This is a genomic window from Ancylobacter aquaticus, assembly GCF_004339465.1.
GTDB lineage: Bacteria > Pseudomonadota > Alphaproteobacteria > Rhizobiales > Xanthobacteraceae > Ancylobacter > Ancylobacter aquaticus.
The window spans coordinates 23,313-46,701 of sequence record NZ_SMFY01000008.1 but is presented as its reverse complement, the minus strand read 5'-3'; the positions used below and the strand labels follow the sequence as shown (position 1 = coordinate 46,701).

At 65.2% G+C, this 23,389-nt stretch carries 22 protein-coding genes and 1 tRNA gene; 14 read left to right on the top strand and 9 right to left on the bottom strand.

The window, feature by feature from the left end; genetic code table 11:
- The first annotated feature begins 535 nt into the window (after positions 1–535).
- The 3 genes from sorA to EV667_RS22345 all read left to right on the top strand — a co-directional run bounded on the left by sorA (position 536) and on the right by EV667_RS22345 (position 2,589).
- Complete coding sequence (gene sorA / locus EV667_RS22355) at positions 536–1,753, top strand: SorA family sulfite dehydrogenase catalytic subunit (RefSeq protein ID WP_131837524.1); 1,218 nt, start codon at positions 536–538, stop codon at positions 1,751–1,753.
- Positions 1,754–1,763: 10 nt separating this feature from the next.
- Positions 1,764–2,090: a SorB family sulfite dehydrogenase c-type cytochrome subunit gene (gene sorB / locus EV667_RS22350; protein WP_131837523.1), complete on the top strand. Its 327-nt coding sequence runs from the start codon at positions 1,764–1,766 to the stop codon at positions 2,088–2,090.
- 409 nt (positions 2,091–2,499) lie between these two features.
- A tRNA-Ser gene (locus EV667_RS22345) sits at positions 2,500–2,589 on the top strand.
- Between the two features lie 147 nt (positions 2,590–2,736).
- Here EV667_RS22345 and EV667_RS22340 read toward each other — a convergent pair.
- From EV667_RS22340 to EV667_RS22315, 6 genes are all read right to left on the bottom strand, one after another.
- Positions 2,737–4,068, bottom strand: coding sequence for an LLM class flavin-dependent oxidoreductase (locus EV667_RS22340; protein WP_245516331.1), 1,332 nt, complete (start codon positions 4,066–4,068; stop codon positions 2,737–2,739).
- An 88-nt stretch (positions 4,069–4,156) separates the two neighbouring features.
- Complete coding sequence (locus EV667_RS22335) at positions 4,157–5,044, bottom strand: helix-turn-helix transcriptional regulator (RefSeq protein WP_131837522.1); 888 nt, start codon at positions 5,042–5,044, stop codon at positions 4,157–4,159.
- 167 nt (positions 5,045–5,211) lie between these two features.
- Positions 5,212–6,522, bottom strand: a complete 1,311-nt coding sequence (locus tag EV667_RS22330; RefSeq protein WP_131837521.1) for an NtaA/DmoA family FMN-dependent monooxygenase — start codon at positions 6,520–6,522, stop codon at positions 5,212–5,214.
- A gap of 62 nt (positions 6,523–6,584) precedes the next feature.
- Positions 6,585–7,352: an amino acid ABC transporter ATP-binding protein gene (locus EV667_RS22325; protein WP_131837520.1), complete on the bottom strand. Its 768-nt coding sequence runs from the start codon at positions 7,350–7,352 to the stop codon at positions 6,585–6,587.
- Positions 7,349–8,065, bottom strand: coding sequence for an amino acid ABC transporter permease (locus tag EV667_RS22320; protein WP_131837519.1), 717 nt, complete (start codon positions 8,063–8,065; stop codon positions 7,349–7,351). Before EV667_RS22320 ends, EV667_RS22325 begins: the two co-directional genes overlap by 4 nt.
- A 19-nt stretch (positions 8,066–8,084) precedes the next feature.
- Positions 8,085–8,942: a substrate-binding periplasmic protein gene (locus tag EV667_RS22315; RefSeq protein WP_131837518.1), complete on the bottom strand. Its 858-nt coding sequence runs from the start codon at positions 8,940–8,942 to the stop codon at positions 8,085–8,087.
- Positions 8,943–9,170: 228 nt separating this feature from the next.
- Between EV667_RS22315 and EV667_RS22310 the strand changes: the two genes are divergently transcribed.
- The 10 genes from EV667_RS22310 (at position 9,171) to EV667_RS22265 (ending at position 20,503) form a co-directional block, all read left to right on the top strand.
- The gene (locus tag EV667_RS22310; RefSeq protein WP_131837517.1) at positions 9,171–10,343 is read left to right on the top strand and encodes a RidA family protein; all 1,173 of its coding nucleotides are present in this window, start codon (positions 9,171–9,173) and stop codon (positions 10,341–10,343) included.
- A 116-nt stretch (positions 10,344–10,459) separates the two neighbouring features.
- Positions 10,460–11,770 carry an NtaA/DmoA family FMN-dependent monooxygenase gene (locus tag EV667_RS22305; RefSeq protein ID WP_245516330.1) on the top strand — a complete coding sequence of 437 codons (1,311 nt, stop codon included), beginning with the start codon at positions 10,460–10,462 and terminating at the stop codon, positions 11,768–11,770.
- 1,018 nt (positions 11,771–12,788) lie between these two features.
- Positions 12,789–13,610, top strand: coding sequence for a FadR/GntR family transcriptional regulator (locus EV667_RS22300; protein ID WP_131837516.1), 822 nt, complete (start codon positions 12,789–12,791; stop codon positions 13,608–13,610).
- Positions 13,611–13,785: 175 nt separating this feature from the next.
- Positions 13,786–14,985 (top strand): mandelate racemase/muconate lactonizing enzyme family protein, encoded by a 1,200-nt coding sequence (locus EV667_RS22295; RefSeq protein ID WP_131837515.1) that lies wholly within the window; start codon positions 13,786–13,788, stop codon positions 14,983–14,985.
- 14 nt (positions 14,986–14,999) lie between these two features.
- The gene (locus EV667_RS22290; RefSeq protein WP_131837514.1) at positions 15,000–15,770 is read left to right on the top strand and encodes an SDR family oxidoreductase; all 771 of its coding nucleotides are present in this window, start codon (positions 15,000–15,002) and stop codon (positions 15,768–15,770) included.
- A gap of 115 nt (positions 15,771–15,885) precedes the next feature.
- The gene (locus EV667_RS22285; RefSeq protein ID WP_131837513.1) at positions 15,886–16,917 is read left to right on the top strand and encodes a TRAP transporter substrate-binding protein; all 1,032 of its coding nucleotides are present in this window, start codon (positions 15,886–15,888) and stop codon (positions 16,915–16,917) included.
- A gap of 106 nt (positions 16,918–17,023) precedes the next feature.
- Positions 17,024–17,605, top strand: a complete 582-nt coding sequence (locus tag EV667_RS22280; protein ID WP_131837512.1) for a TRAP transporter small permease — start codon at positions 17,024–17,026, stop codon at positions 17,603–17,605.
- Positions 17,602–18,882 carry a TRAP transporter large permease gene (locus EV667_RS22275; protein ID WP_131837511.1) on the top strand — a complete coding sequence of 427 codons (1,281 nt, stop codon included), beginning with the start codon at positions 17,602–17,604 and terminating at the stop codon, positions 18,880–18,882. Before EV667_RS22280 ends, EV667_RS22275 begins: the two co-directional genes overlap by 4 nt.
- A 47-nt stretch (positions 18,883–18,929) precedes the next feature.
- Positions 18,930–19,973 (top strand): L-idonate 5-dehydrogenase, encoded by a 1,044-nt coding sequence (locus EV667_RS22270; RefSeq protein WP_131837530.1) that lies wholly within the window; start codon positions 18,930–18,932, stop codon positions 19,971–19,973.
- Between the two features lie 38 nt (positions 19,974–20,011).
- Entirely contained in the window at positions 20,012–20,503 is a 492-nt protein-coding gene (locus EV667_RS22265) for a gluconokinase (protein WP_131837529.1), read from the top strand.
- Between the two features lie 155 nt (positions 20,504–20,658).
- Here EV667_RS22265 and minE read toward each other — a convergent pair whose 3' ends face one another.
- From minE to minC, 3 genes are read right to left on the bottom strand one after another with little or no spacing between them, the layout of a single operon-like run.
- Positions 20,659–20,931, bottom strand: coding sequence for a cell division topological specificity factor MinE (minE, locus tag EV667_RS22260; RefSeq protein ID WP_131837510.1), 273 nt, complete (start codon positions 20,929–20,931; stop codon positions 20,659–20,661).
- Positions 20,928–21,740 (bottom strand): septum site-determining protein MinD, encoded by an 813-nt coding sequence (minD, locus tag EV667_RS22255; RefSeq protein ID WP_131837509.1) that lies wholly within the window; start codon positions 21,738–21,740, stop codon positions 20,928–20,930. Before minD ends, minE begins: the two co-directional genes overlap by 4 nt.
- A 14-nt stretch (positions 21,741–21,754) precedes the next feature.
- Positions 21,755–22,453: a septum site-determining protein MinC gene (minC, locus tag EV667_RS22250; RefSeq protein WP_131837508.1), complete on the bottom strand. Its 699-nt coding sequence runs from the start codon at positions 22,451–22,453 to the stop codon at positions 21,755–21,757.
- 301 nt (positions 22,454–22,754) lie between these two features.
- On the opposite strand from minC, the gene EV667_RS22245 reads away from it, so the two are divergent.
- Positions 22,755–23,351 carry an IMPACT family protein gene (locus EV667_RS22245; protein ID WP_131837528.1) on the top strand — a complete coding sequence of 199 codons (597 nt, stop codon included), beginning with the start codon at positions 22,755–22,757 and terminating at the stop codon, positions 23,349–23,351.
- Positions 23,352–23,389: the final 38 nt, after the last annotated feature.

Here is a 23,389-nt window from a genome sequence, read left to right as displayed (position 1 = left end):
CGCCAAACCCGCCGTTGCGGTGGCGCCGCGTCGATGGGCGCTTTATAGGGGCACCCCCCCAGAACTGTCAACGCCCTTTTTCAGAAAAATGACAGACTTGCCGATCCGGCCGCGTGGCGCCGGGTGCCGACCTATCCGTTTGCTTTCGTTAATGTAAATTATCCACAGCCTCACAGCCGCCCGCGGTTTTCCCGCGCCCCGGCACGCAAATGGATGGCGTTTCCTAGCCGACTTTTCGGCCCGTCTGGCTCTCGCGGACCCTGCTGCAGGCTTGTTTTTAGGCACTCACGCGCCGGCCTGCCTCCGCGAGAGCCAAAGCATGGATGGCCTCGTTCCGCCAAGCCGAGTTGCCGTTCCACGGATTACCGCGATGGGGCGGCGCGCCCCTTCGGCTCGCATTGTCCAATGCCCCGCTCAGCGCCCCTCGGCTGCCCGCAGACGTGCCCACCGACAATCTGGAATACGTCTAGACCGTTATCCCGCCGTGCCTGACAATAAGCGCGGACATGAGGAGCTCATCCTCGGGGGAACGCCAATGTTCGACAGACGACACGTGCTCAAGACGGCGGGCGCCACGGCCTTGGCAGTGGGGCTGGGCAGCCTCTCGCCGAAGGGAATGGCGGCCTTCGCCGCCGACGCGGTCACGCTTCCCTTCGCCAATGGCGAGCGGCCTCTGGTCAGCTATCCCGGCAAGCGCCCGATGATCGGCCTCACCGCCCGTCCCCCGCAGCTGGAAACACCGTTCTCGGTGTTCAACGAGGGCGTCATCACGCCGAACGATGCGTTCTTCGTCCGCTACCACCTCGCCGACATCCCGCTGGAGATCGACCCGGAGACGTTTCGCCTGGAGATCACGGGAACGGTCGCGACACCGCTCTCGCTTTCCCTCCGCGACCTGAAGGAGAATTTCCCTGCCAGCGAGATCGTCGCGGTCAACCAGTGCTCCGGCAACAGCCGCGGCTTCATGGAGCCGCGCGTTGGCGGCGGGCAGCTCGGCAATGGCGCCATGGGCAATGCGCGCTGGCGCGGCGCGCCCCTCAAGGCGGTTCTTGAAAAGGCCGGGGTGGCAGCCAATGCGCGGCAGGTGTCCTTTGCCGGCCTCGATGGGCCGGTCCTGCCCGAGACGCCCGCCTTCGCGAAGGCGCTCGACATTGACCACGCGAGGGATGGCGAGGTCATGCTCGCCTATTCAATGAACGGCACCGACCTTCCCTGGCTCAATGGCTTCCCGCTGCGTCTCGTCGTGCCGGGCTATTACGGCACCTACTGGGTCAAGCATCTCAACCGGGTCACTGTGCTCGACAAGGAGTTCGACGGTTTCTGGATGAAGTCGGCCTATCGCATTCCCGACAATGGCTGCGCCTGCACCGAGCCCGGCCAGGCTGCGAAGACGACGATCCCCATCAACCGGCTCAATGTCCGCTCCTTCATCACCAATGTGGAAAGCGGCGCGCAGGTGCCCGCCGGCGAGGTGGCGCTGCGCGGCATCGCGTTCGATGGCGGCTACGGCATCACGAGCGTGGCGGTGTCGACGGACGGCGGGCAAAGCTGGAGCGACGCTGCGCTGGGTCAGGACCTCGGCAACTATTCCTTCCGCGAATGGACGGCGAAAGTGCCCCTGCAAAAGGGAGCGCATGTCCTGATGTGCCGCGCGACCGACGGCCGGGGCCAAACCCAGCCGATGCAGGCGAGCTGGAATCCGGCGGGATATATGCGCAACGTCGTCGAAGCCACGCGCGTCGTCGCGGTCTGAAGAGGGTGCCATGATCAAAACCAGCACGAGCCGCCTTCGCTGGCTCGCCGGCCTTTCTCTCGCGGCCGCTCTAACGGGGACGGTTGCGGCCGAGCCCCTCAGCTACGCGCTTCCCGATGAGACCGCCGAATTTCGCCCCGGCCCCCAGCCCGGCTTCGACGCCGCCCGTGACAATTGCATGGTCTGCCATTCCGTGGACTACATCAACACCCAGCCGCCCGGCAAAGGCCCGGCCTTCTGGCAGGGCGAGGTCCAGAAGATGATCCACGTCTACCACGCCCCCATAAGCGAGGAAGACGCGAAAGCGATCGCCGCCTATCTCGCCGCGACGTACTGATCCGGCCTGCATCCGGTGCCGCAAGGCGAAGCGGCGCGACGCGGGGAGAGCCGTGCGGGGGATGCGGGTGGGCATGCCGACGCCGAAGAGCCTATCCCTTGTGTTTGTCTACCCGCGTTTCGGGCTCTGCGCGTAACCTGTGACGTGATGGCCAGGATGGGCCAGGCGCCGAACGGCCAAAGCCGCACCTAACGATCCCTCATTATGGACGGCTTGCGGCCGGGGGATGGACAACGTCTCCCTCGGACGACTCTGGCGTCGCTTACATATGAGTGCGTCTATGTCCCCGGGCCGGCGCGGCGAAACGCCGGGAAATGGGGCCGGCGCGGCTCAGGGACTTGTGCGGAAGGCAGGCCTCGGCTATGGAGCCTGCGCTTCACGGCGCGGATGACCCCCGCGCCATGCGCGTGGAGAGGTGCCGGAGTGGTCGATCGGGACGGTCTCGAAAACCGTTGTGCGTGCAAGCGTACCGTGGGTTCGAATCCCACCCTCTCCGCCATTTATCTCAGCTTAAATAGCTGATTTCAAAGACTTCTCGCGCTAGGGCCGTTGATTGCCCCACTCGGTGGTCTGGGTGATCCCCGCCGAACGGATAATGCCGGGACTGAACATCTAGGGCACGGGCAGTGCAGGCGATCGGCCTGCTTCAACCGGCATGGCGGTTGGCGGGGCGCCTGAGGCCGAGATTCGCGCGAAGCGTCGTGCCCTCATAGGCGGTGCGAAACAGGCCGCGGCGCTGCAACTCGGGCACCACCTGCGCGGTGAATTCGACAAGACTGTCCGGCAGTACCGGAAACGCCATCATGAAGCCGTCGCAGGCGCCGGCCTCGACCCAGGCCTGCATCTGGTCGGCGACCCCCACGGCATCCCCGAAGAAGATCGCCTTGCTGCGATTATAGCGCTTGCACACCTCGCGCAGCGTCAGCCCTTGCGCGATCAGGCCGGCTATTTCCTGGAAATAGACCTGGTGGTGGTTCGAGGTGGCGGGCACCCGGTGCGGCGGCACCGGCTCGTCCAGCGGCAGGTCCGACAGATCGGTCTCAAGGTCGGTCTTAAGATAGAGCAGACCGATGTCGATATGGACGTGCTCCTGCCAGTACGCCCATTTCTCGCGGGCGTGCGCCTCGCTGTCGCCGACCACGACGGAGACGCCGGAAAGGATTTTCAGCTCGTCCGGACACCGATTGTAAGCCGGCATACGACCCTTGAGATCGCGGTAGAAAGCGACAGCCTCCGCCATGGTCGCGCCGGTGCCGAACACCACTTCCGCCGTTTCGGCGGCGAAGGCCTTGCCGGTCTCGGAGGCGCCGGCCTGGAAAATCACCGGGCGGCCCTGCGGCGGGCGGGCCATGTTGAGCCCGCCATGCACCTTGAAGAACGCGCCTTCATGGTCGAGCACGTGGAACTTCGACGGCTCGAACATGCGGGCGTTCGCCTTGTCATAGATGAAGGCGTCGTCCTCCCAGGTGTCCCACAGCCCGCGCACGATCTCGAAGAACTCTCGGGCCCGGGCGTAGCGCCGGTCGTGCGGCGGCAGTTTGTCGAGGCCGAAATTGCGCGCGGCGAAGTCGTTCGCCGAGGTGACGACGTTCCAGGCCGCCCGACCATGGCTGATGTGATCGAGCGAGGCGAACAGGCGGGCGACGTTGTAGGGCTCGTAGAAGCTGGTGGACGCGGTGGCCCCGAGCCCGATATGCGCGGTGGACCCGGCAAGGGCGGAAAGCAGGGTGATCGGCTCCAGCATGTTCATGTAGAGCGGACCGCGGGTCCAGGCGTCGAGGTTCTCGGTGCGCGCGGCGGGCGTGTCGGCGAGGAAGAAAAAATCGAGCAGCCCGTCTTCGGCGATCTGGATGATGCGCCGGAAGTAATCGACGTCCGTCGGAGCACGGTCCTGCGCGCTCGGCAGCAGCCAGGCCGAGGAGTGATAGCCATTAGCCTCGAACAAGCCGCCGAGAACCATCTTGGGACGCAACGGCATCTGTTTTTCGCCGGCCTGAAGGAAGAAAGAGGAAGCGATCTGATCGGATTGAACCGATCCTGCGCTGCAAGCTTGATCGGCGCGTGCTCTAGTGCCCCCGCCCGTTCGGGTTGGCGTGGGCGGTCGGTGCGCGCGGCTCCTCGCAGGCCGAACTGTTCATGTGTTTCATGAAAAGTTCGGCCTGCGAGGAGATGTTGAGCTTCACGTAAAGCCGCTTGCGATGGACCTTCACCGTGTCCTCGGAAATGCCGAGCACGCAGGCGATGGATGCATTGGTATGGCCGCGCAGCACCAGCTCGGCCACTTCCACCTCGCGGCGGGTGGCATTGAAGCGCCGCAGCCAGGAAGTGCCGAACGCCTCGCTTTTGTCGGCCTGCAGTTGCATGTCGCGCGAGCAGAGATCGGGCCGCAGCAGCGCGTGCTTGCGCACCAGCGAAGCCAACAGCGGCTCCGCGGCGTGGAGATCGTCCAGCACCGACTGGTCGAAGCGCGGCGCGCCGGTGCATCGACCCAGCGAGATATGGATGGTCTGCAGTTCGGTCACCGGACAGAGAATGCCGATCTCGTCGACCAGCGGCACGTCTTTGTAGTAGGTGTTGTGGTAGGCGCTGCTGGTGAAATCATAGGCGAAAATCTCCTTGCAGCGGCTAACGCCGATCGTCATGCCCTGCACGGCCGCGGTGTAAAAGGGGTCCAGCCGATAGGCCTCCTTCATGTAGCAGTGCCGGAACCGATCAGGCTGGATGGTCGAGCAGTGCTCCAGCACGATGGGCGCCTCGGCGGCGGAGAAGGACAGGATGATGCAGCTGTTGAATCCGGTGAGCTCGTAGAGCGCGGCCCTCAGCGTCCGGTGGAAATCATCCGTGCCCAACTGGTCGACAATGCCGCTGAAGGAGCGTGACGACAGTGCCAGCCTTGCGCTTTGACCGCGATCAGCCGCGCGTGGCGCACCCTGTTGTGCTGCATCGGTGAGCATCGAATTCCTCCCGGCTGTGGCGGAACGTCGACGCAAGATCAGGGCCAGCCGCAACATGCGGGCCCTGATGGTGCCTTTGAGGTAGCGCGATGCGCGTGGACGCTCTCCGCCCCGGCCCGGAACGTGAGCGTCGGGCGGTGCTGCGTCGATAAAGGCGAAGCCAGCGTTCAGAATTCGAGCAGATTGTCCCTGAAATGCGCATGCGCATAAGCCTTGCGCATCAGGCCGCGCTTCTGCAGCGCCGGGGCGAGCCCATCCTCGATCTCGGCAAGCGTGCGGCGGTGGAGATTGGGCAGCGAGAACAGGAAGCCGTCGCCGCCCACCTCCTGCATCACCTCGCCCATCTGCGCGGCGACATCGTCGGGTGAGCCGAGCAGTTCGACACCGTCGCCATCATGGTTGAAGGAGACGATAGCCTGGCGCAGCGTCTTGTTGCCGGCCGCCTTCTTAAAGTCGTCGAGCAATTGCTGGTGGCCATTGGTGGTCAGCTCGCCGATCGGCGCGTCGAGATCCAGCTTGGTGAAGTCGATATTGGTGATCTTGCCGAGGAAGGCCATCTTGAGGTCGGTCTGCCGCGCCTCGGCGGCGCGGCGCTCGGCCTGGATGGCGCGGGCATCTTCCATGCTGGCAGCGAGGATCGGCGTGACCAGGAACATCACCTTGCAGCTGTCGGGGTCGCGGCCATGGCGCACCATGCGGGCGCGCACATCGTCGCGATAGGCGCGCATGGCAGTGGCGCCGACCACGCTGGCGACGATGGTGTCGGCGTGGCGGGAGGCGAATTCGCGCCCGCGCGGCGAGCCGCCAGCCTGTGCGATGACCGGGCGGCCCTGGGGTGCCGGGCCGCAGTTCAGCGGCCCGCGCGAGCTGTAGTATTTTCCCTTGAAGTCGATCTGATGCACCCGCCCATGGTCCACCAGCATGCCGGTCTCGGCGTCCGCGACCACGGCGTCCGGGTCCCACGATTTCCACAGCTGGTCGACAACGTCGATATACTCGTCCGCCATGTCGTAGCGCAGATCGTGCTCGGTCAGTTTTTCCAGTCCGAAGTTGCGCGCGGCGAAGTCCGAGCTGCCCGTCACCATGTTCCAGCCCGCGCGCCCGCCCGACACCTGGTCCAGAGTCGCCACCAGCCGGGCGAGCAGGAAGGGCGGGTAGGCGAAGGTCGCCAGCGTCGGCACGATGCCGATATGGCGGGTCGCGCCGGCCATCAGGCTGGCAACCACGGAAGGGTCCTGCCGGGGAACGGAAATGCCGTTATTGAGGTAGATGGCGCGCGAGCCGGCGAAGCTCTCGCCGATATAGGAACTGTCTTCCAGCAGGATGTAGTCGAAACAGGCCCGCTCCAGCGAGCGCGCCACATCGAGGAACAGTTCCGGCTTCATCCACGTCTCGGCAATGCGCCCGGTCCAGGGCTGGCCCCAGGCCTGCACGCTGGAGCCCTGGAGGAAGAGACCGAGATGGAAGGGGCTTGGCATCGTCTTATCCCTGAACGTGAGCGGGCGCGGGGGCCAGCGCCGCCTGGGGGCGCGAAAGACCCTCAGTGCAGGATCGAGCGGATAAACCCGCTGAGGCGAGGATTCTGCGGGTTGTCGAAGATGCGGTCAGGCGGGCCCGACTCCATGATCGCGCCCTCCGCGATGAAGTGGACGACATCCGCCAGCTTCCGGGCGAAGGCCATTTCGTGACTGACCACCACCAGCGTCATGCCGCTGTCCGCCAGGGCGCGGATGGTGTCGAGAATGCCGGCCACAAGCTCCGGGTCGAGCGCGGAGGTAGGCTCATCGAACAGGATCAGCTTGGGCTGCATGGCGAGCGCGCGGGCAATGGCGACGCGCTGCTTCTGCCCTCCCGAGAGCTGGTCGGGATAGAAGTCCAACTTGTCGTGCAGCCCCACCTCGCGCAGCAACCGCTCGGCGTCGGCAATCGCCTCGTCCCGGCGCCGGCGCTTCACCATGAGGGGGCCCTCGATGACGTTCTCCAGTACCGTACGATGGGTGAACAGGTTGAAGTGCTGGAACACCATCGGCATTTCGCTGCGCGCGGCCCGCAGCACGCGCTCCGGCGCGACATGGAAGACGCGCCCATCCTCGTGGCAGAGAGGACGCCCATCGAAGGTGATTTCGCCGGAACTCGGCGTTTCCAGAAAGTTGATGCAGCGGATCAGGGTCGACTTGCCGCCGCCGCTGGGGCCAATCAGGAACGCCACCTCGCCCGAGCGCACGGTCAGGTCGACGCCCTTGAGGACGTTCAGCGCGCCGAAGGATTTGTGCAGCGCCCGGACGCTGAGAAGCGGTGCCTCGCTCATGGCAGCACCGCGATTTCCGGTGCCAGCGCCTTGGCCTTGCGGCCCTGCCGGCGGAGATATTTAGGGGTCAGCGAATGCTCCAGATGGCGGATCAGCCGCGAAGCCGCAAAGCTGAGGATGAAATAGATGATCGCCACCATCATATACACCTCCATATTTCGGAAGGTGTTGGAGATAATGATGTTTCCGTTTCTAAGCAGCTCATTGACCGAGATGAACGAGACGAGGGATGAATCTTTCAGCAGCGCGATGAAATAGCCGCCAATGGTCGGGATCGCGATGCGGAAAGCCTGCGGGAAGATGATCCGCCGGTAGATCATCGGCTTCGACATCCCGATCGACATGCCCGCCGCCCGTTGCCCGGGGTCGATCGACATGATCGCGGCGCGGAACACTTCGGAGAGATACGCCCCCAGATTGAGGCTGAGCCCGAGAACGCCCGCCCAGAACCCCGACAGGGTGATGCCGATGGTCGGCAGGGTGAAGTAGATCACCATGAGCTGGACGATCAGCGGCACGTCGCGCCAGATCTCGACATAGGTCATCAACGGCCAGTCGAGCCAGCGCTTCCCGCTCAGCCGCCCGAGCGCCGTTGCCAACCCCAGCACGAGCCCGAAGGCCATGCTGAGGAAGGACAGTTCAAGGGTGACGAGGGCGCCTTCGAGCAGAAAGGGGAAGTGCCGGGGGATCAGGACGAAGAAGAACTCATACATCTGGCCGTCTCCGGACCGGCTATTTCAGCGTCTTCTCCTGATGGGCGGCCCACACGCCGTATTTGGTGAGGATGGCCTTGCGGGTGCCGTCGGCATCCATCGAGGCGAGGGCGTCATTGATGGCGGTCAGCAGTTCCGGGCACTCCTTGCGCACGCCGATCGAGGTGCCGCCGAGGATATAGGGCGCCTTGGCTTCCGCCTCGGCCCATTCCGGCTTGGAGGTGTAGTACATCGGCTCGCCCAGCGCGCGCAGGTCGCCCAGCGATTCCTGCTGCGCCAGCAGCGTCGCCTGGTCCATCACCACCGCGTCGGCCTGGCCATTGCGCAGCGCCGAGAACGGGGCGCCGAAATCGTTGAAGTCCAGCACCTTGCCAGCCTTGCCGGCTTCGACGAGGACATGCGCATTAAGCGAATCCATCGTACCGAGCGTGGACGCCAGTGTCTTGCCCTTCAGGTCGTCCAAGGTCTTGATCGGCGAATCCTTGGTCACGATGACGTAGTCGTAGAGCAGGAAGTAGGGCGTGGAGAACGAGATGCCGGCGCCCTGGATGCGCTCCTGCGTCGCCGCCATGCCGGACAGGATGATGTCCCAGCGGCCGACCTTCAGGCCGGGAATGAGCGAGGTCCACTCGGTGACGACATAATCCTGCTTGGGCACGCCGATGCGCTTGCCGACCTCCTGGAAGATCTCCCATTCCATGCCGCCATAGCTGCCGTCCTCGTTCTTCCACACGAACGGCTTGGTGCCCAGCAGGCCATTCCCGGCGGTGATGACGCCGGCCTTCTTGATGTCGGCGAGACAATCGGCCCGCGCGCCGGCAATGGTGGAGAGCATCGCGACGGTTGCCAGCGCCGTCAGTCTCATCGCCAATTTCATGATGCGGTTCCCTGCCTGAATGGGGCCGCGCCGTCCGGCAGACAGCGCCGGCATGCGCGAAGTGCCGATTGTTCAAAGGGCGCGGGAGGCGAACAATAACCAAAGGTGGGTAGTCGGGCCGGTGGCGGCCTGAGGCCGCCAGGGCGGGTGGATCATCCGGCGCCGCGCGCACCCGCTGGCACGCTCATTGCTGAACGCCCTCCGCAGTCCCGTGTCGAGGTCCAGTTCATGACGGCTCCCCCCGCCTACCGTTCGCCTTCCGATTTCAATGCGCGTGCTCACAGCCGGGCGCAGGACATCGTTTTCCTGTCGGCACAATTGGGAAATCCGCAGGACGGGCTCGACGCCCAGGTCGACCAGGCGGTGGCGAAGATCATCGCCGCGCTGGCCGGTGCCGGCGCAGGGCCGGGCGACGTGGTGAAGCTCGGGCTTTTCTATCACCGCTCGCTGATTGCCCATGAGGCATTGATCCTCTCGCGCCTGCGGGCCGCCTTTCCCGCCGATCCGCCGCCGGTCGTCACCGCCATCCCGCTGCATGTCCTCGTGGCCGGTGCGCTGGTCCAGATCGAGGCCATCGCGCTGCATCCCCAGGGCGCGCGGCATGGCCAGCGTGAGGCCGTGTCTGCCGACGCCACCGGCTTCAGCCGCGCGCTGCGCTGCGGCGACCTCGTCTTCGTGGGCGCGCAGATGGCGCGGGATGCGCAGGGGCAAACGCTGCATGGCGGCGACATCGTCGGGCAGGCAAAAACCACTATCGGCCACATTGGCGAAGCGCTGAAAGAGGTGGGCGCCGATCTCTCCTGCGTCGCCAAGCTCAACACCTATTATGTCGGCCACGGCACCACGGAAGACTGGGCGATGGCGGCCCGCGTGCGCTCCGATGCGTTCCGCAAGCCCGGCCCCGGCGCCACCGGCGTGCCGGTGCCGGGCCCCTATCCCGGTGACGTGCTGCTGCGCCAGGAAGCCATCGGCCTCGTCGCGCCGGACGGCACGGCGGCGCATCGCGACACCAGCTGGCCGGAAGGCACCTGGGACTGGCCGATCCCGGTCTCGTTCGAGCAGGGGCTTAAGATCAACGATTTGCTGATCCTCGGCGGCCAGATCTCCGCCACGCCGAAAGGCGAGGCGGTTTTCCCCGGCGATCTCGCCGCGCAGGCGCGCAACACGATGGAGTGTATCGACCGCATCCTCGCCGGCTTCGGCGCCGGCATCGACGACCTCGCCAAGGTAACGGTGTTCCTCGCCACCGCTGGCGACGATGCGGACATCGCCTGTGTACTCGGCGCCCTCACCCCCTTTTTCAGCAATGGACTGCCGGCACTGACCTTCGTGCCGCTGTCGCGCCTGGGGCTGACCGGGCTGGAAATCGAGATCGAGGGCGTGGGCGCCATCCGCGCCTGAGGCGGGCAGCGGCCTAACCCTTTGTGGGTAGATATTTCAAGCCGCTGTTCTCTTAGATGAATCCGGGTTCGCGCGCTCGGGATCCGCGCGTAATGCGTCACGCCGGAGGGATCGTCATGGCATCTCCTTTCCACATGGCCTGGTTTCTCCAGGGCTCCAGCGCGCAGGCGTGGGGCGAACCGTGGACGGGAAATATCGGCCGCGAATGGATGAGCGCCGAGCTGTTCATGGATCTCGCCCGCGCGGTGGAGCGCGCCTGTTTCGACTACCTGCTGGTCGAGGATTCGATCTTCATCGGCGAGAACTGGCAGAATTCCCGCGACATCTTCCTGCGAAACGGCATCTGCGTGCCGCGCCAGGAACCTTCTGTCGTCGCAACCCTGCTGGCGGCGGCCACCAAAAGGCTCGGCATCGTGCCGACGCTGTCGACCTTCGCCTACCACCCCTATCTCACCGCCCGCATCATCGGCTCGCTCGATCAGATCTCGGGCGGGCGCGCCGGCTGGAACCTGGTGACCGGCTTCAACGACCTCGCAGCGCAGAACTTTGGGCTGGAGGGGATGGCCGACCATGACGAGCGCTACGCCATGGCCGAGGAATACGCGACCATTGTCAAGAAGCTCTGGGATTCCTGGGAGCCGGGCGCCATCGTCGACGATCACCGGAACGGCATGCTGGTCGATCCCGCCAAGGTTCACACCATCGACTATTCCGGCACCTACTACGCCTCGCGCGGGCCGCTGAACTCCGGCCCGTGCCCGCAGGGAAGGCCCGTCATCGCCCAGGCTGGCGGCTCCTCGACAGGGCGCGCTTTTGCGGCCGCTCATGCCGATACCATCGTCGCGGCGCCCTCCGGTGTCGCCAACATGAAGCGCTACCGCGAGGAGGTGCGCGCCCAGATGGCGGCCATGGGGCGCGATCCCGACAGCTGCAAATTGCTGTTCCTGCTGTCGCCCATCGTCGCCGAGACCGAGGACCAGGCCCGCTGGTTCGCCGAACAGCGCAAGGTGCAGACGGCCGAGAGCATTCCCGCGCGCCTCGCCCGGCTCGGCTGGGCCACCAATATCGACTTCTCGCAGTTCGACCTTGATGCGCCGGTGGGCGAGCTTACCACCAACGGCACCCAGTCCACCCTTCAGGCCTTCCTGGTGCGGGCGGGCAAACGCACACTGCGCGAGGCCATCGTCGCCCATTACGGGTCCGGCTATTGCGTCGACGTGGTGGGCACGCCGGACAGCGCGGCGGCGCAGATGGGCGAGATCATGGAAGAAATCGGCGGCGACGGCTTCCTCATCGTGCTGCCCGATGTCAGCCGCCGCTCCATCGCCACCATCACCGACGGGCTGGTGCCGGCCCTGCAGCAGCGCGGGCTAATGCGCCGGGCCTATGAGCACGCCCATCTGCGCGACAATCTCCTCGCCTTCTAAGGCCAGGCCGCTGACGGGATGACCCGGGGGCAAGAGCTCGCACACAGGTCTTGAAATTCAGGATATTCACTACGACTGCCCCCGGAATCGCCGCATGCCAGGGGTCGCACCCCGCTAGTTTGCTTTAACTTCGACGATTACGACGTCTCAGCGCCATCTGGACTGTCGCTGCCGCCCGACTCGGCGCTGTTCGCCGGCACGACTTCGAGCGTCGGGGTCTTCCACGGCTTGCGGGCCGGATCATCGGGCCTGTCCGAAGCAGTGTCCGAAACCATGGATTCGTGGCCGCTATGTTCAACACTCATCCCCAACACCTCTCGCATCGCGCGGGGCATGCTCACCTCCCTCACGCCGCGTTGCAACACAAAAGGCGACAGCAACTGCGTAACAGGAGGCCTAATTCTGTTTAGAAGACCGACGCATAGTAATGTTTGGTAATAAAACGGTCAAATTTACCGCCTTTCGATCGGCATCTGTTCTGATCATCGTGCTCGTCATTGCAAGCTCGATTGTTTTCCCAATATTTCGGGACGATGCATTACAGACATATATGTCGGAAAAATTAGATTATTATCGTACGAATTTTTCCAGCGGGACGCTTAAGGCGAATGACTCCAAACTATCTGTCAGAAAATTTGACCTTTTTATTTTCTTTAATCAGCAGACATTACGGAAAATCCGACAACGGCGAGGGATTTTTTCTTACTTATTTGCGTGGACGTACTATTCGGCGCCGACGACAATGACGAATACAAGCTCTTTCATATCGCCGGGGCCGCAGGAAGCTCCGAGACGGTGTCTTTGGCACCAAGCGAACTGCCCCGCCACCATCATCAGTTGCACGTCCTGAATGTCTGCATCTGCGTCGAGAGAATTTTTCCCGCTTGGGCCTGACGCCTAGCGGACGTCATCATGGACGGCACGTCCGATTTGGCCTGACCCTGTATCGGGGAAATTCGTCTCTTCGCCCAGCGGCAGCAACCATTGACGAACCAATCATCATACGTATGATGATTGGATGACCCTCTATCACGACACCCTTGACCGATTGGGTAAGGACATCTGCGCGGGCCGTTATCGGCCGGGCCAGGTGATTCCGGCCGAGCCGGTGCTGTGCGCGCAGCTTGGCGTCAGCCGCATCGTGCTGCGCGAAGCGATCAAGGGGCTGGTGTCGAAGGGAATGCTTGAGGCGCGCCGTCGCACCGGCACGGTGGTGCTGGAGCAGAGCCGCTGGAGCCTGCTCGATCAGGAAGTGATGATCTGGCGGGCCGATGCCAATGGCGTCGATCTGGCGCTCGGCTCCGACATCATGGAACTGCGCCGCATCATCGAGCCGGCCGCCGCCCGCCTCGCCGCCGAGCGGGCCAGCCCGGCCGAACTCAAGACGCTTCGGGCGGCCTATGAGGCGATGGCGGCCGCCGTTGACGGACAAGGCGACTACGTCGCTGCCGACCTCGAATTCCACAGCACCATCATCCGCGCCTGCGCCAATCCTTTCGTCACGCAATTGCAAAGCGTGATGTCGACGGTGCTGCGCATCTGTTTCGAGCGGGTCGCCGCCGTCCCCGGGGGTCGCGCGCACTCGCTGCCGATGCACCGCCGGGTGTGCGAGGCGATCGAGCAGCGACGGCCTTCCGAGGCCGGCGACGCCATCATCGAACTGCTCGACGACGCCGAGCGCGACATGCGCAAGCTGCTGCGGGCCGATCCCGAAGCCTTTCGCACGCCGGCCCAGACGGCCAGCGTGGCGCAGATTCAACAACGAGCCGATCGAGAGCTCGACCCGAAAAACAACGAGGAAATGCTGGAGGAACGCCATGCCCGGACCGTCCTGATCTAAGCGCGCTGCGCAGCTTGCGCAGTTGACCGCCCGCGCCGTGCCGGCCGCCACGTGACATCCGTCGCGTGAGCCGGGCCGTCGCCGGCCTCCCGATTCATCGTCGAGACGTCGACCGGCTTCGCCCTCGCGGGCGGGCAATGCCGGCTCATGTCGTCAGAGCTCCCAGCAAGTGCACATGAAAATCACAGCCATCGAGACCATCCGCGTCGCTGAGTTTGCCAATCTGCTCTGGGTGCACGTCCACACCGACGAGGGCGTGATCGGCCTCGGCGAGACCTTCTATGGCGCCGGCGCGGTTGAGGCCCACATCCACGACACGCTGGCAGGCCGGCTTCTCGGCCGCGACCCGCTGCGCATCGAGGCGCTCAACCGCGAGATGGTCAACCTGCCGCTGGCGCAGGCGTCCACCGGGGTGGAATACCGCGCCGCCTCCGCCATCGACTTCGCGCTGTGGGATATTTTCGGCAAGGTCTGCAACCAGCCGGTCCACCAGATGCTGGGCGGGCTCGCCCACGACAAGCTGCGCCTCTACAACACCTGTGCCGGCTACAAATATGTCCGCTCGATGAGCATCAAGCCGGTGTCCACCTGGGGCATCGGCGAGTCCGAAGGGCCCTATGAGGATCTCGACGGCTTCATGAACCGCGCCGACGAGCTGGCGGAAAGCCTGCTCGACGAAGGCATCACCGCCATGAAGATCTGGCCGTTTGATCCCGCCGGCATCGAGACCGGCGGCAATTACATCACCGTCGAGCAGATGAAGACGGCGATCCAACCCTTCGAGAAGATCCGCAAGGCCGTCGGCGACAAGATGGAGATCATGGTCGAGTTCCACTCGCTGTGGAACCTGCCGACCGCCAAGAAGATAGCGCGGGCGCTCGAAGACTATGCGCCCACCTGGTACGAAGACCCGATCCGCATGAACTCGCCGCAGGCGCTCGCCGAATATGCGCGCTCGACCGATGTGTGGGTCTGCGCCAGCGAGACGCTGGGTTCGCGCTTCGCCTATCAGGATTTCCTGAATGTCGACGCGATCGGTGTGGTGATGGTGGATTTGTGCTGGACCGGCGGCCTGACCGAAGGCCGCAAGATCGCCGCGCAGGCCGACACCTATCACCGGCCGTTCGCCCCGCATGACTGCACCGGCCCGGTGGCCTTCGCGGCGGCAATCCACTGCTCGTTCAGCCAGCCCAATACGCTGATCCAGGAGTCGGTGCGCGCCTTCTATCGCGGCTGGTACACCGAGCTCGTCACCAATTTGCCCCGCATCGAGAACGGCTACGCCTACCCGATGGAAGGTCCCGGCCTCGGCCTTGAGCTGAGACCGGACGTGTTCACGCGCCCCGACGTCAGCACTCGCCGCAGCGCTCTCTAGAAAGCGATACCACCATGTCTACGCAGCTCTTTTCCCTCGAAGGCCGCACGGCCCTCATCACCGGCTCGGCGCGCGGGCTTGGCTATGGAATCGCGCGCGGCCTCGCCCAGGCCGGAGCCCGGGTAGTGCTGAACGGCACCAAGCCCGACACCACCGAAGAGGCCCGCCGCAGGCTGGAGGGCGAGGGCCTGCGCGCCCACGCGCTGCCCTTCGACGTAACCGACGATGCCGCCGTCGCCAAGGCCTTCGTCGCCCTCGACGAAGAGGGCATCGAGGTCGACATCCTCGTCAACAATGCCGGCATCCAGTTCCGCAAGCCGATGGTGGATCTCGATCCGGCCGACTGGCGCCGGGTGCTGGAGGTCGATCTCACCAGCGCGTTCCTGGTGAGCCAGCAGGCGGCACGGCGGATGATCGCGCGCGGGCGCGGCGGCAAGATCATCAACATCGCCTCGCTCATGAGCCAGGCGGCGCGCGCCACGGTCGCGCCCTACACGGCGGCGAAGGGCGGCCTCAAGACGCTGACCCATTCCATGGTCGCGGAGTGGGCGCAGTTCAATATCCAGGCCAACGCCATCGGTCCCGGCTACATGGCGACCGACATGAACGAGGCCCTGATGAACGATCCGGCCTTCGATACCTGGGTCAAGGGTCGCACCCCTGCCAAGCGCTGGGGCCAGCCCGACGAACTGGTCGGCGCGGCGGTGTTCCTCGCCGCGCCCGCCTCCAACTACGTCAACGGCCAGCTCATCTATGTCGACGGCGGCATGCTGGCCGTCCTCTAGAGCGTGATCCCATCAGATTGAACCAATCGGATCGGTAAATCGCCCTCTAACTCTGGGAATACAGCACGCGCCGCCGCACCCACAAGAAAACCAAGCCAAGCCAAGGAGAAACCCCATGAAGACGAATTTCGGTACGAAGACCTTGAGCCGCCGCGCTGCCACGGCCGCGCTGCTCGCCGCCACCGCGCTGTTTGCGGCCGGCCCCGCCATGGCGGAAATCAAGGCCAAGGCCGGCCACGCCATGCCGGAAAGCCACCCGCAGGCGGCGGCGATGAACAAGTTTGCCGAGCTGGTCGGGACCTACACCAATGGCAATGTGAAGGTGCAGACCTATCATGGTGCCGTGCTGGGCAGCGACGAGAAGCAGCTTCAGGCGGTGCAGTCCGGCACGCAGGAGTTCTACATCGGCACGCTGGCGCCGCTGTCTTCGCGGGTGAAGGAAGTGCAGGTCTGGGATCTTCCCTTCATGTTCCAGAACACGAGGGAAGTCTACGCCGTGCTCGACGGCCCTTCCTCCAAGCAGATTTTCGAGAAGATCGAGCCGTCGGGCCTTGTCGGTCTCACCTGGACCGGCATGGGTTTCCGCAACCTGTCCAACAGCCGGCATCCGGTGACCAAGCTGGACGACGTTTCCGGCCTCAAGCTGCGCGTGATGGCCAACCCCGTTGCGCTCGACACCTGGAAGACCATCGGCGCCAACGCTACCCCGATGCCGTTCTCAGAAGTCTTCCCGGCGCTTGAGGTGAAGGCCATCGACGGCCAGGAGAACCCGCTTCTGCATATGTACGCCAACAAGATGCAGGAAGTTCAGAAGTACATTTCGCTCACCAACCACGTCTACACGCCGGTCGCGCTGGTGGCCTCGCAGAAGTTCTGGGACAAGCTCACCCCGGCCGATCAGGCCGGCATCCGCAAGGCCGCCACCGAGGCGGGCCTGCTGCAGCGCAAGCTGCTGGACGAGGGCGACAGCGACGTCATCGCCAAGTTCAAGGAGGCCGGCGTCGAAGTGGACGAGGTGCCCGCCGACCAATTGGCCCGCATCCAGGAGCAGGTGAAGCCGGTGGTGGCGAAGTTCAAGCCGCTGATCGGCGACGCCTTCGTCGACGGCTTCTACGCCGAAATCGAGAAGGCGCGCAGCGCCAACTGAGCGATCGCACCCGGCGGCCCGCCCCGGCGGGTCGCCGGCCCTCCTCCCACGGCGCACCCTTCCATTCGATGACGGAGCGAGCGCTCCGCTTTCGCGAGGTGTCACGATGAACCAACTGCTCGGCCTGGCGATCGCAGCGTTCTACCGCGTGCTTGAGGTGGTGATGGTGCTGTGCATGGTCGTCATGCTCGTCACCGTCTTCGGCAATGTGGTGCTGCGGCTCGGCTTCAACACCGGCATCGACCTGTCCGACGAATTGCCGCGCTTCGCGTTCGTCTGGCTCACCTTCCTCGGCGCCATTGTCGGCCTGCACCGGCGGGCGCATCTGGGCGTCGATCTCGTGGTGCGCGCCCTGCCGCTGCTCGGCCGCAAGCTGTGCTGGGGCATCAGCCAGGCGATCATGTTCGTGTGCAGCCTCTACATGCTCTACGGCACCTGGCTGCAGCACGACATCATCGCCGGCAACTCCTCGCCCGTCGCGCAAATCTCGACCCTCTGGGTCTATGGCGTGAGCTACATCACCAGCACCGCCATCGGCCTCATCTGCCTCGCCAACCTCGTTCGCCTCGCCCTCGGCCATGTCGCGGATGATGAGCTGATCGACGTCAACGAGGAGGGAATGTCCGAAATCCACGACATCGAGCACGAACTCGCGGACCCGGCCTCCCGCAAAGGGACAGCGTCATGATCGTCCTGATCTTCGTCGGTTCGCTGCTGGGCCTCATGGCGCTCGGCATGCCGGTCGCCTTCGCGCTCATCGGCTGCGGCCTCGCCATGATGTTCTACATGGGCATCACCGATCCCCAGATCATCATCCAGAACATGTGGGATGGCGCCAACAGCTTCCCGCTGCTCGCCGTTCCCTTCTTCATGCTCGCCGGCGAGTTCATGAATGCCGGTGGCATGACGCGGCGCATCATCACCATGGCCATGTCGTGGGTCGGCCACATCCGGGGCGGGCTCGGCTACGTCGCGGTCATGGCGGCGGTCATCATGGCCTCGCTCTCCGGCTCCGCCGTCGCCGATACCGCCGCCCTCGCCTCCGTGCTGGTGCCGCTGATGCGCAGGTCCGGCTACGATGTGAACCGCTCCTGCGGCCTCATCGCCTGTGGCGGAATCATTGCCCCGGTCATTCCGCCGTCGATCGGCATGATCATCTTCGGCGTCGCCGGCGGCGTGTCGATCACCAAGCTGTTCATCGCCGGCATCGTGCCCGGCGTGCTCATGGGCGTCGCCATCATGGTGGCGTGGCGCTGGTGCATCAAGCGCGACAACCCCCGCGTCGAGCCGCGCCGTTCGATGAAGGAGCGCGCGATCGAAACGCGGGACGCCTTCTGGGCGCTGCTTCTTCCGGTGGTCATCGTCGGCGGCCTGAAGTTCGGCATCTTCACCACCACCGAGGCCGCCGTCATCGCGGCCGTCTACTCGCTTTTCGTGGGGTTGTTCATCTATCGCGAGATCAAGCTCGGCGACCTGTTCCGCCTGATCTACCGGGCGGCGGAGACGACGGCCGTCATCATGTTTCTGGTGGCGGCGGCCGGCGTCTCGGCCTGGCTGATCACCACGGCGGACATTCCCCAGCAGCTTGCCGGAATCGTCGAGCCGCTGATGGACAGCCCGATCCTGCTGATGGCGGCGCTGATGGTGCTGGTGTTCATCATCGGCACGGCGCTCGACTTCACCCCCACCGTGCTGATCCTCACCCCGGTGCTGATGCCTGTGGTGAAGCAGGCGGGCATCGACCCGGTCTATTTCGGCGTGCTGTTTATCATGAACAACGCGCTCGGCCTGGTCACGCCGCCGGTGGGCACCGTGCTCAACGTGGTCTGCGGCGTCGCCAAGGTGCCGATGAGCGGGGTGATAAGAGGCGTACTGCCCTTCCTCATCGCCCAGACGTTCGTGATGGTCCTGCTGGTCGCCTTCCCGCAGATCGTCCTGTGGCCGCTACACTGGATGACCCGCTGACGCCGACCCCGTTCATGCTTTCTCGTTTCTCCAAGGACCCGCCCACCATGCGTGCCATCGTCATTCACGCCCCGCACGATCTGCGCCTTGAGGCCATGCCGGCAAGCGCCCCCGGCCCGCACGATGTCGTCGTGCGGATGGGTGCGGGGGGCATCTGCGGGTCGGACCTGCATTATTTCCACCAGGGCGGGTTCGGCGTGGTGCGCCTGCGCGAGCCCATGGTGCTCGGCCACGAAGTAGCCGGCACGGTCAAGGCTGTCGGGACGGCCGTGATCTCCGTCACCGTCGGCGACAAGGTCGCGGTGAACCCCTCGGGACCGTGCGGGCAGTGCGAGTACTGCCGGCGTGGCCTGCGCAACCAGTGCCTCGACATGCGCTTCTACGGCAGCGCCATGCGGTTTCCCCATGTACAGGGCGCCTTCCGCGAGGAGATGACCGTGCCCGAAGCGCAGGCGGTGAAGATTGCCGACGATGTCGACCTGTCCCTTGCCGCCCTGTGCGAACCCTTCGCCGTGGCATTGCACGCCGTGGCGCAGGCGGGCGACCTGACCGGCAAAACGGTGCTGGTGTCCGGCTGCGGGCCGATCGGCTGCCTCGTCATCGCGGCGGCCAAGCTCGCGGGAGCCGGCACGATCGTCGCCACCGACATCGCACCGGAGGCCCTCGCCATTGCCGCCCGACTGGGGGCGACACGCTGCGTGGATGTCTCCGGCGGCACCGACGAACTGGCCGATCTCGCGCAGGACAAGGGCCGCGTCGACGCGGCGCTCGAATGCTCCGGCAACGGGCAGGCGCTCGCCGGCGCCATCGGGCTCACCCGCCCGCGCGGCGTCATTGTGCTGGTAGGGCTGGGAGGCGAGCAATCGCTGCCGATGAATGCAATCGTCGCGAAGGAACTCAATCTGTCGGGGAGCTTCCGTTTCGACACCGAGTTCGCCCGCGCCGCCGAGCTGATCTCCACCGGACAGGTCGACCTCACCCCATTGCTGACCGGCAGCTTCCCGATCGAGGAGGCGGACGCGGCCTTCGCGCTTGCCTCGGACCGACGCCGGGCGATGAAGGTCCAGTTCCGCTTCGGCGGCACGTCGTGACTCTTAAGGCGCGCGGGGCTCCCCCCGCCATCGTGGTGATGGGTGTGAGCGGTTGCGGAAAGTCGTCGGTGGGCCAGGCGCTTGCCGCGATGTTCGACGCCGATTTCGTCGAGGGCGACGCGCTCCATCCCCCCGCCAGCATCGCCAAGATGGCGCGTGGCGAACCGCTGGACGACGAGGATCGCCAGCCTTGGCTCCAGACGATCTGCCAGACGATCAGCGACACCCGCGCCACCGGGCGGGGCGTCGTGGTTTCCTGTTCGGCGCTGCGCCGTGTCTACCGCGACCAGCTCCGCATGGCCGGGCCGCTCCACATCCTTTTCCTGAACGGCTCACGGGCGGTGCTGGCCGAGCGCATGCGCCAGCGCGCCGGACATTTCATGCCGTTCACGCTTCTCGACAGCCAACTCGCCACGCTGGAGGTCCCGACCGGCGAGAACGACGTGGTGACACTCGATATCGACCGCCCGCTCGTCGACGTCATCGCCCGTGCGGGGGAGGCTATCTGCCGCGTCGGTGGGCCGGTCTGAGACTCGCCATACAATTTGAGTGCCGGTCGATCCGTGCATCTCAATGCTCTTACCGCCGTGCGCCGGCATTCCCGAGCTTGAACACGGCTCATCCGCGTGATCGATTCCCTGCCGGGGCGCTCACGCGGATGGGCTTTGACGTTTGCTTCGCGCCGTCAGGCGGCGCGGACAAGCGCCTGATCGAAATCGCCGCGCACCTCGACCTCGATTTCGAGGATCGACATCGGCGTCCCACGCTCCAGGCGCACTTTCACGTTGTCCTGGTCGCAGGGAACGTGCTTGGCGACCACGGCGAGAATGTCCTCGCGCAAGCGCGCCAGCAGATCGCCGCCGCCCAGAACCTGACGCTCATGGGACAGCAGAATTTGCAGCCGTTCCCGCGCCTGGGGCGCGCTGGTGTTGGGGAAAATGCGCTTCCAGAAGGTCATGCCGCCCTCCGCAGGAATTTGCTGAACAGGCCGCCACGCTGCCGGGGCAGTTCCATGGCGATGTTCTCGCCCTTGAGGCGCAGCGCCGCGTCCTGATAGGCGCGGGCCGGCACGCTGTTCGGGTCATGGATCGAGACCGGAACGCCCATATTGGACGCCCTGAGCACGTCGTTGCTCTCGGGAATGATGCCGAGTAGCGGAAGTGACAGGATTTCGAGAACATCCTCGGTCTTCAGCATGTCGCCGCGCGCCGCGCGGGCATGGTCGTAGCGCGTCAGCAGCAGGCGCTTGTCCACCGTCTCGCCGCGCTCGGCCCTCAGCGTCTTCGAGTCGAGGATGCCGACGATGCGGTCGCTGTCGCGCACCGACGAGACCTCGGGGTTCGTGACCACGATGGCGATCTCGGCATGGCGCATGGCGAGGGTCGCGCCGCGCTCGATGCCCGCCGGGCTGTCGCAGATCACCCAGTCGAAATGCTGCGCCAGCATGCCGATGACCCGGTCAACGCCTTCTTCCGTCAGCGCATCCTTGTCGCGCGTCTGCGAGGCGGGAAGCAGGAAAAGCGAATCCAGCCGCTTGTCCTTGATCAGGGCCTGCGGGAGGCGGGCATCGCCCTGGATGACGTTGACGAAGTCGTAGACGACCCGGCGCTCCGCCCCCATGATCAGGTCCAGGTTGCGAAGCCCGACGTCGAAGTCGACGACGACGACCTTATCGCCGGTGCGGGCCAGGGCGGCGCCGATGGCGGCGGTCGTCGTCGTTTTGCCGACGCCACCCTTTCCCGACGTGACTGTGATGATCTTAGCCATGTCTTGCTTCGCTCCTAAAGCGCGGTAATTTTCAGGGTCTCGTCTTCGGTCGATACGCGGACCGCCTTGCCCCGGAAGGCATTGTCGATGTCCTCGGCAGTCCGATAGGTGCCGTCCACGGCAAGCAGCTCGGCTTCGAGCCGGGTGCAGAAAATCTGGGCCGAGGCGCCGAACGTCGCTCCGGCGATCGCACGGCCGGAAAGCGTCCCGTAAACGTGGATCGATCCGCCGGCGATGATCTCGGCTCCGGCTCCGACGGAACCGATGATCGTCACATCGCCTTCGAGGCAGACAATCGACTGGCCGGAGCGGACGCGCCGCTCGACGAGCATGTTGACGGGTTCCAGCGGCTTGCGCGGCTCCACTGGGGGAGCCGCAGCATCGGCCATGGGGAGCGCGCTGTCGCGCCCGCCGCGCAGGATGGGCGGCATCGCGGCATCCACAAGGCTCGGACGCACCCCCTCAAGGCCGACCAGCCGCACGCCCCGCGCGGCGAGTTCACCGATCCATCGCTCGACATCCGCCTTGCTTTGCACCGTGTCGGCCAGATCGAGAACGACGGTCCGGCCGGTGAAAAACCCCGGAGAGCGCTCCAGCCAGACGTCGAAATCGACCAGCCACGTCTCCAGCGGAACATCGGCGACGAGCGTCATCGCCATGAACGAACGTCCACGGAAACGGATCGACGGCCCGGTTTGACTGACAGCGTTCACGGATCGAATCTCCCCATCTGAGGGATAGATTCAGTTAATCTTGGTTAACGACTCGTTAACCGGCCCGACGATCTCCACCGTCGACATGCGGCTTTGCCCGGAAGGCCACCCTGGCCCTGCACGCCGATACCGCTGGAGCCACACCGATCCGGAAGCCGCCCATGCACCGACATCGGCACTCTGCCGGCGAGCGGGCTTTGGTGGCGAGCGTCGATTCCGGGGGCAAACACAGGGGACGCGTGAAACCGGGTTTTCTCGTACCGGATGAGAATGAGGGGCCGTGGTCGTGATAGACGAGCGTATGGTCGCACGGCTCACCCTCGTTGAACCGGCTTTGGGTCGGCAAGAGATCAAGAAAAGCCGCTTCATCGCGGTCGCCGGTCCCGTCGCGGACGAAGCGGTGGCGAAGGTCTTCATTGCGGCGCGGTCGGATCCATCAGCCAATCACAATTGCTGGGCATGGCGCGTGGGGCAGAGCTACCGCTTCAACGACGACGGCGAACCTAGCGGAACCGCCGGCAAGCCGATCCTTGCCGCGATTGACGGGCAGGGCCTCGATCGTGTCGCTGTCGTCGTGACACGCTGGTTCGGTGGCATTCTCCTGGGCAGCGGCGGGCTGATCCGTGCCTACGGCGGAACGGCGGCCCTCTGCTTGCGCGAAGCGGCGAAGGCGACACTCATCGAGGCCGTCTCCGGCACGGTCGCATGCGAGTTCGGTGATCTCGCGCTGGTTCAGGCCAGGCTGGGCGTGCTCCCAGGCGTGCAGGTGGAGGTTCAGACGTTCACGGACAGCGGCGCGATCCTGTCGGTGTCGGCGCCAGAATCGGAAGCGGTTGCCGTGGACCGGCTGCTGACGGACCTGACCAGCGGCCGTTCGGCGATCCAATGGACCGCCTAGTCATGGCCGCACGCCGCGTCGGCCGCCTCTCGGCATAC

What these genes read in the sequence shown, in the direction of transcription:
- EV667_RS22295 (WP_131837515.1), top strand. Translation starts at nt 13,786, where the DNA reads ATGAAAATCACAGCCATCGAGACCATCCGCGTCGCTGAGTTTGCCAAT.
- EV667_RS22270 (WP_131837530.1), top strand. Translation starts at nt 18,930, where the DNA reads ATGCGTGCCATCGTCATTCACGCCCCGCACGATCTGCGCCTTGAGGCC.
- EV667_RS22320 (WP_131837519.1), bottom strand. Translation starts at nt 8,065, where the DNA reads ATGTATGAGTTCTTCTTCGTCCTGATCCCCCGGCACTTCCCCTTTCTG.
- minE (WP_131837510.1), bottom strand. Translation starts at nt 20,931, where the DNA reads ATGACCTTCTGGAAGCGCATTTTCCCCAACACCAGCGCGCCCCAGGCG.
- EV667_RS22330 (WP_131837521.1), bottom strand. Translation starts at nt 6,522, where the DNA reads ATGCCAAGCCCCTTCCATCTCGGTCTCTTCCTCCAGGGCTCCAGCGTG.
- EV667_RS22305 (WP_245516330.1), top strand. Translation starts at nt 10,460, where the DNA reads ATGGCATCTCCTTTCCACATGGCCTGGTTTCTCCAGGGCTCCAGCGCG.
- EV667_RS22340 (WP_245516331.1), bottom strand. Translation starts at nt 4,068, where the DNA reads ATGCCGTTGCGTCCCAAGATGGTTCTCGGCGGCTTGTTCGAGGCTAAT.
- EV667_RS22300 (WP_131837516.1), top strand. Translation starts at nt 12,789, where the DNA reads ATGACCCTCTATCACGACACCCTTGACCGATTGGGTAAGGACATCTGC.
- sorA (WP_131837524.1), top strand. Translation starts at nt 536, where the DNA reads ATGTTCGACAGACGACACGTGCTCAAGACGGCGGGCGCCACGGCCTTG.
- EV667_RS22335 (WP_131837522.1), bottom strand. Translation starts at nt 5,044, where the DNA reads ATGCTCACCGATGCAGCACAACAGGGTGCGCCACGCGCGGCTGATCGC.
- EV667_RS22245 (WP_131837528.1), top strand. Translation starts at nt 22,755, where the DNA reads ATGGTCGCACGGCTCACCCTCGTTGAACCGGCTTTGGGTCGGCAAGAG.
- EV667_RS22315 (WP_131837518.1), bottom strand. Translation starts at nt 8,942, where the DNA reads ATGAAATTGGCGATGAGACTGACGGCGCTGGCAACCGTCGCGATGCTC.
- minD (WP_131837509.1), bottom strand. Translation starts at nt 21,740, where the DNA reads ATGGCTAAGATCATCACAGTCACGTCGGGAAAGGGTGGCGTCGGCAAA.
- sorB (WP_131837523.1), top strand. Translation starts at nt 1,764, where the DNA reads ATGATCAAAACCAGCACGAGCCGCCTTCGCTGGCTCGCCGGCCTTTCT.
- EV667_RS22325 (WP_131837520.1), bottom strand. Translation starts at nt 7,352, where the DNA reads ATGAGCGAGGCACCGCTTCTCAGCGTCCGGGCGCTGCACAAATCCTTC.
- EV667_RS22275 (WP_131837511.1), top strand. Translation starts at nt 17,602, where the DNA reads ATGATCGTCCTGATCTTCGTCGGTTCGCTGCTGGGCCTCATGGCGCTC.
- EV667_RS22265 (WP_131837529.1), top strand. Translation starts at nt 20,012, where the DNA reads ATGGGTGTGAGCGGTTGCGGAAAGTCGTCGGTGGGCCAGGCGCTTGCC.
- EV667_RS22290 (WP_131837514.1), top strand. Translation starts at nt 15,000, where the DNA reads ATGTCTACGCAGCTCTTTTCCCTCGAAGGCCGCACGGCCCTCATCACC.
- EV667_RS22310 (WP_131837517.1), top strand. Translation starts at nt 9,171, where the DNA reads ATGACGGCTCCCCCCGCCTACCGTTCGCCTTCCGATTTCAATGCGCGT.
- EV667_RS22285 (WP_131837513.1), top strand. Translation starts at nt 15,886, where the DNA reads ATGAAGACGAATTTCGGTACGAAGACCTTGAGCCGCCGCGCTGCCACG.
- EV667_RS22280 (WP_131837512.1), top strand. Translation starts at nt 17,024, where the DNA reads ATGAACCAACTGCTCGGCCTGGCGATCGCAGCGTTCTACCGCGTGCTT.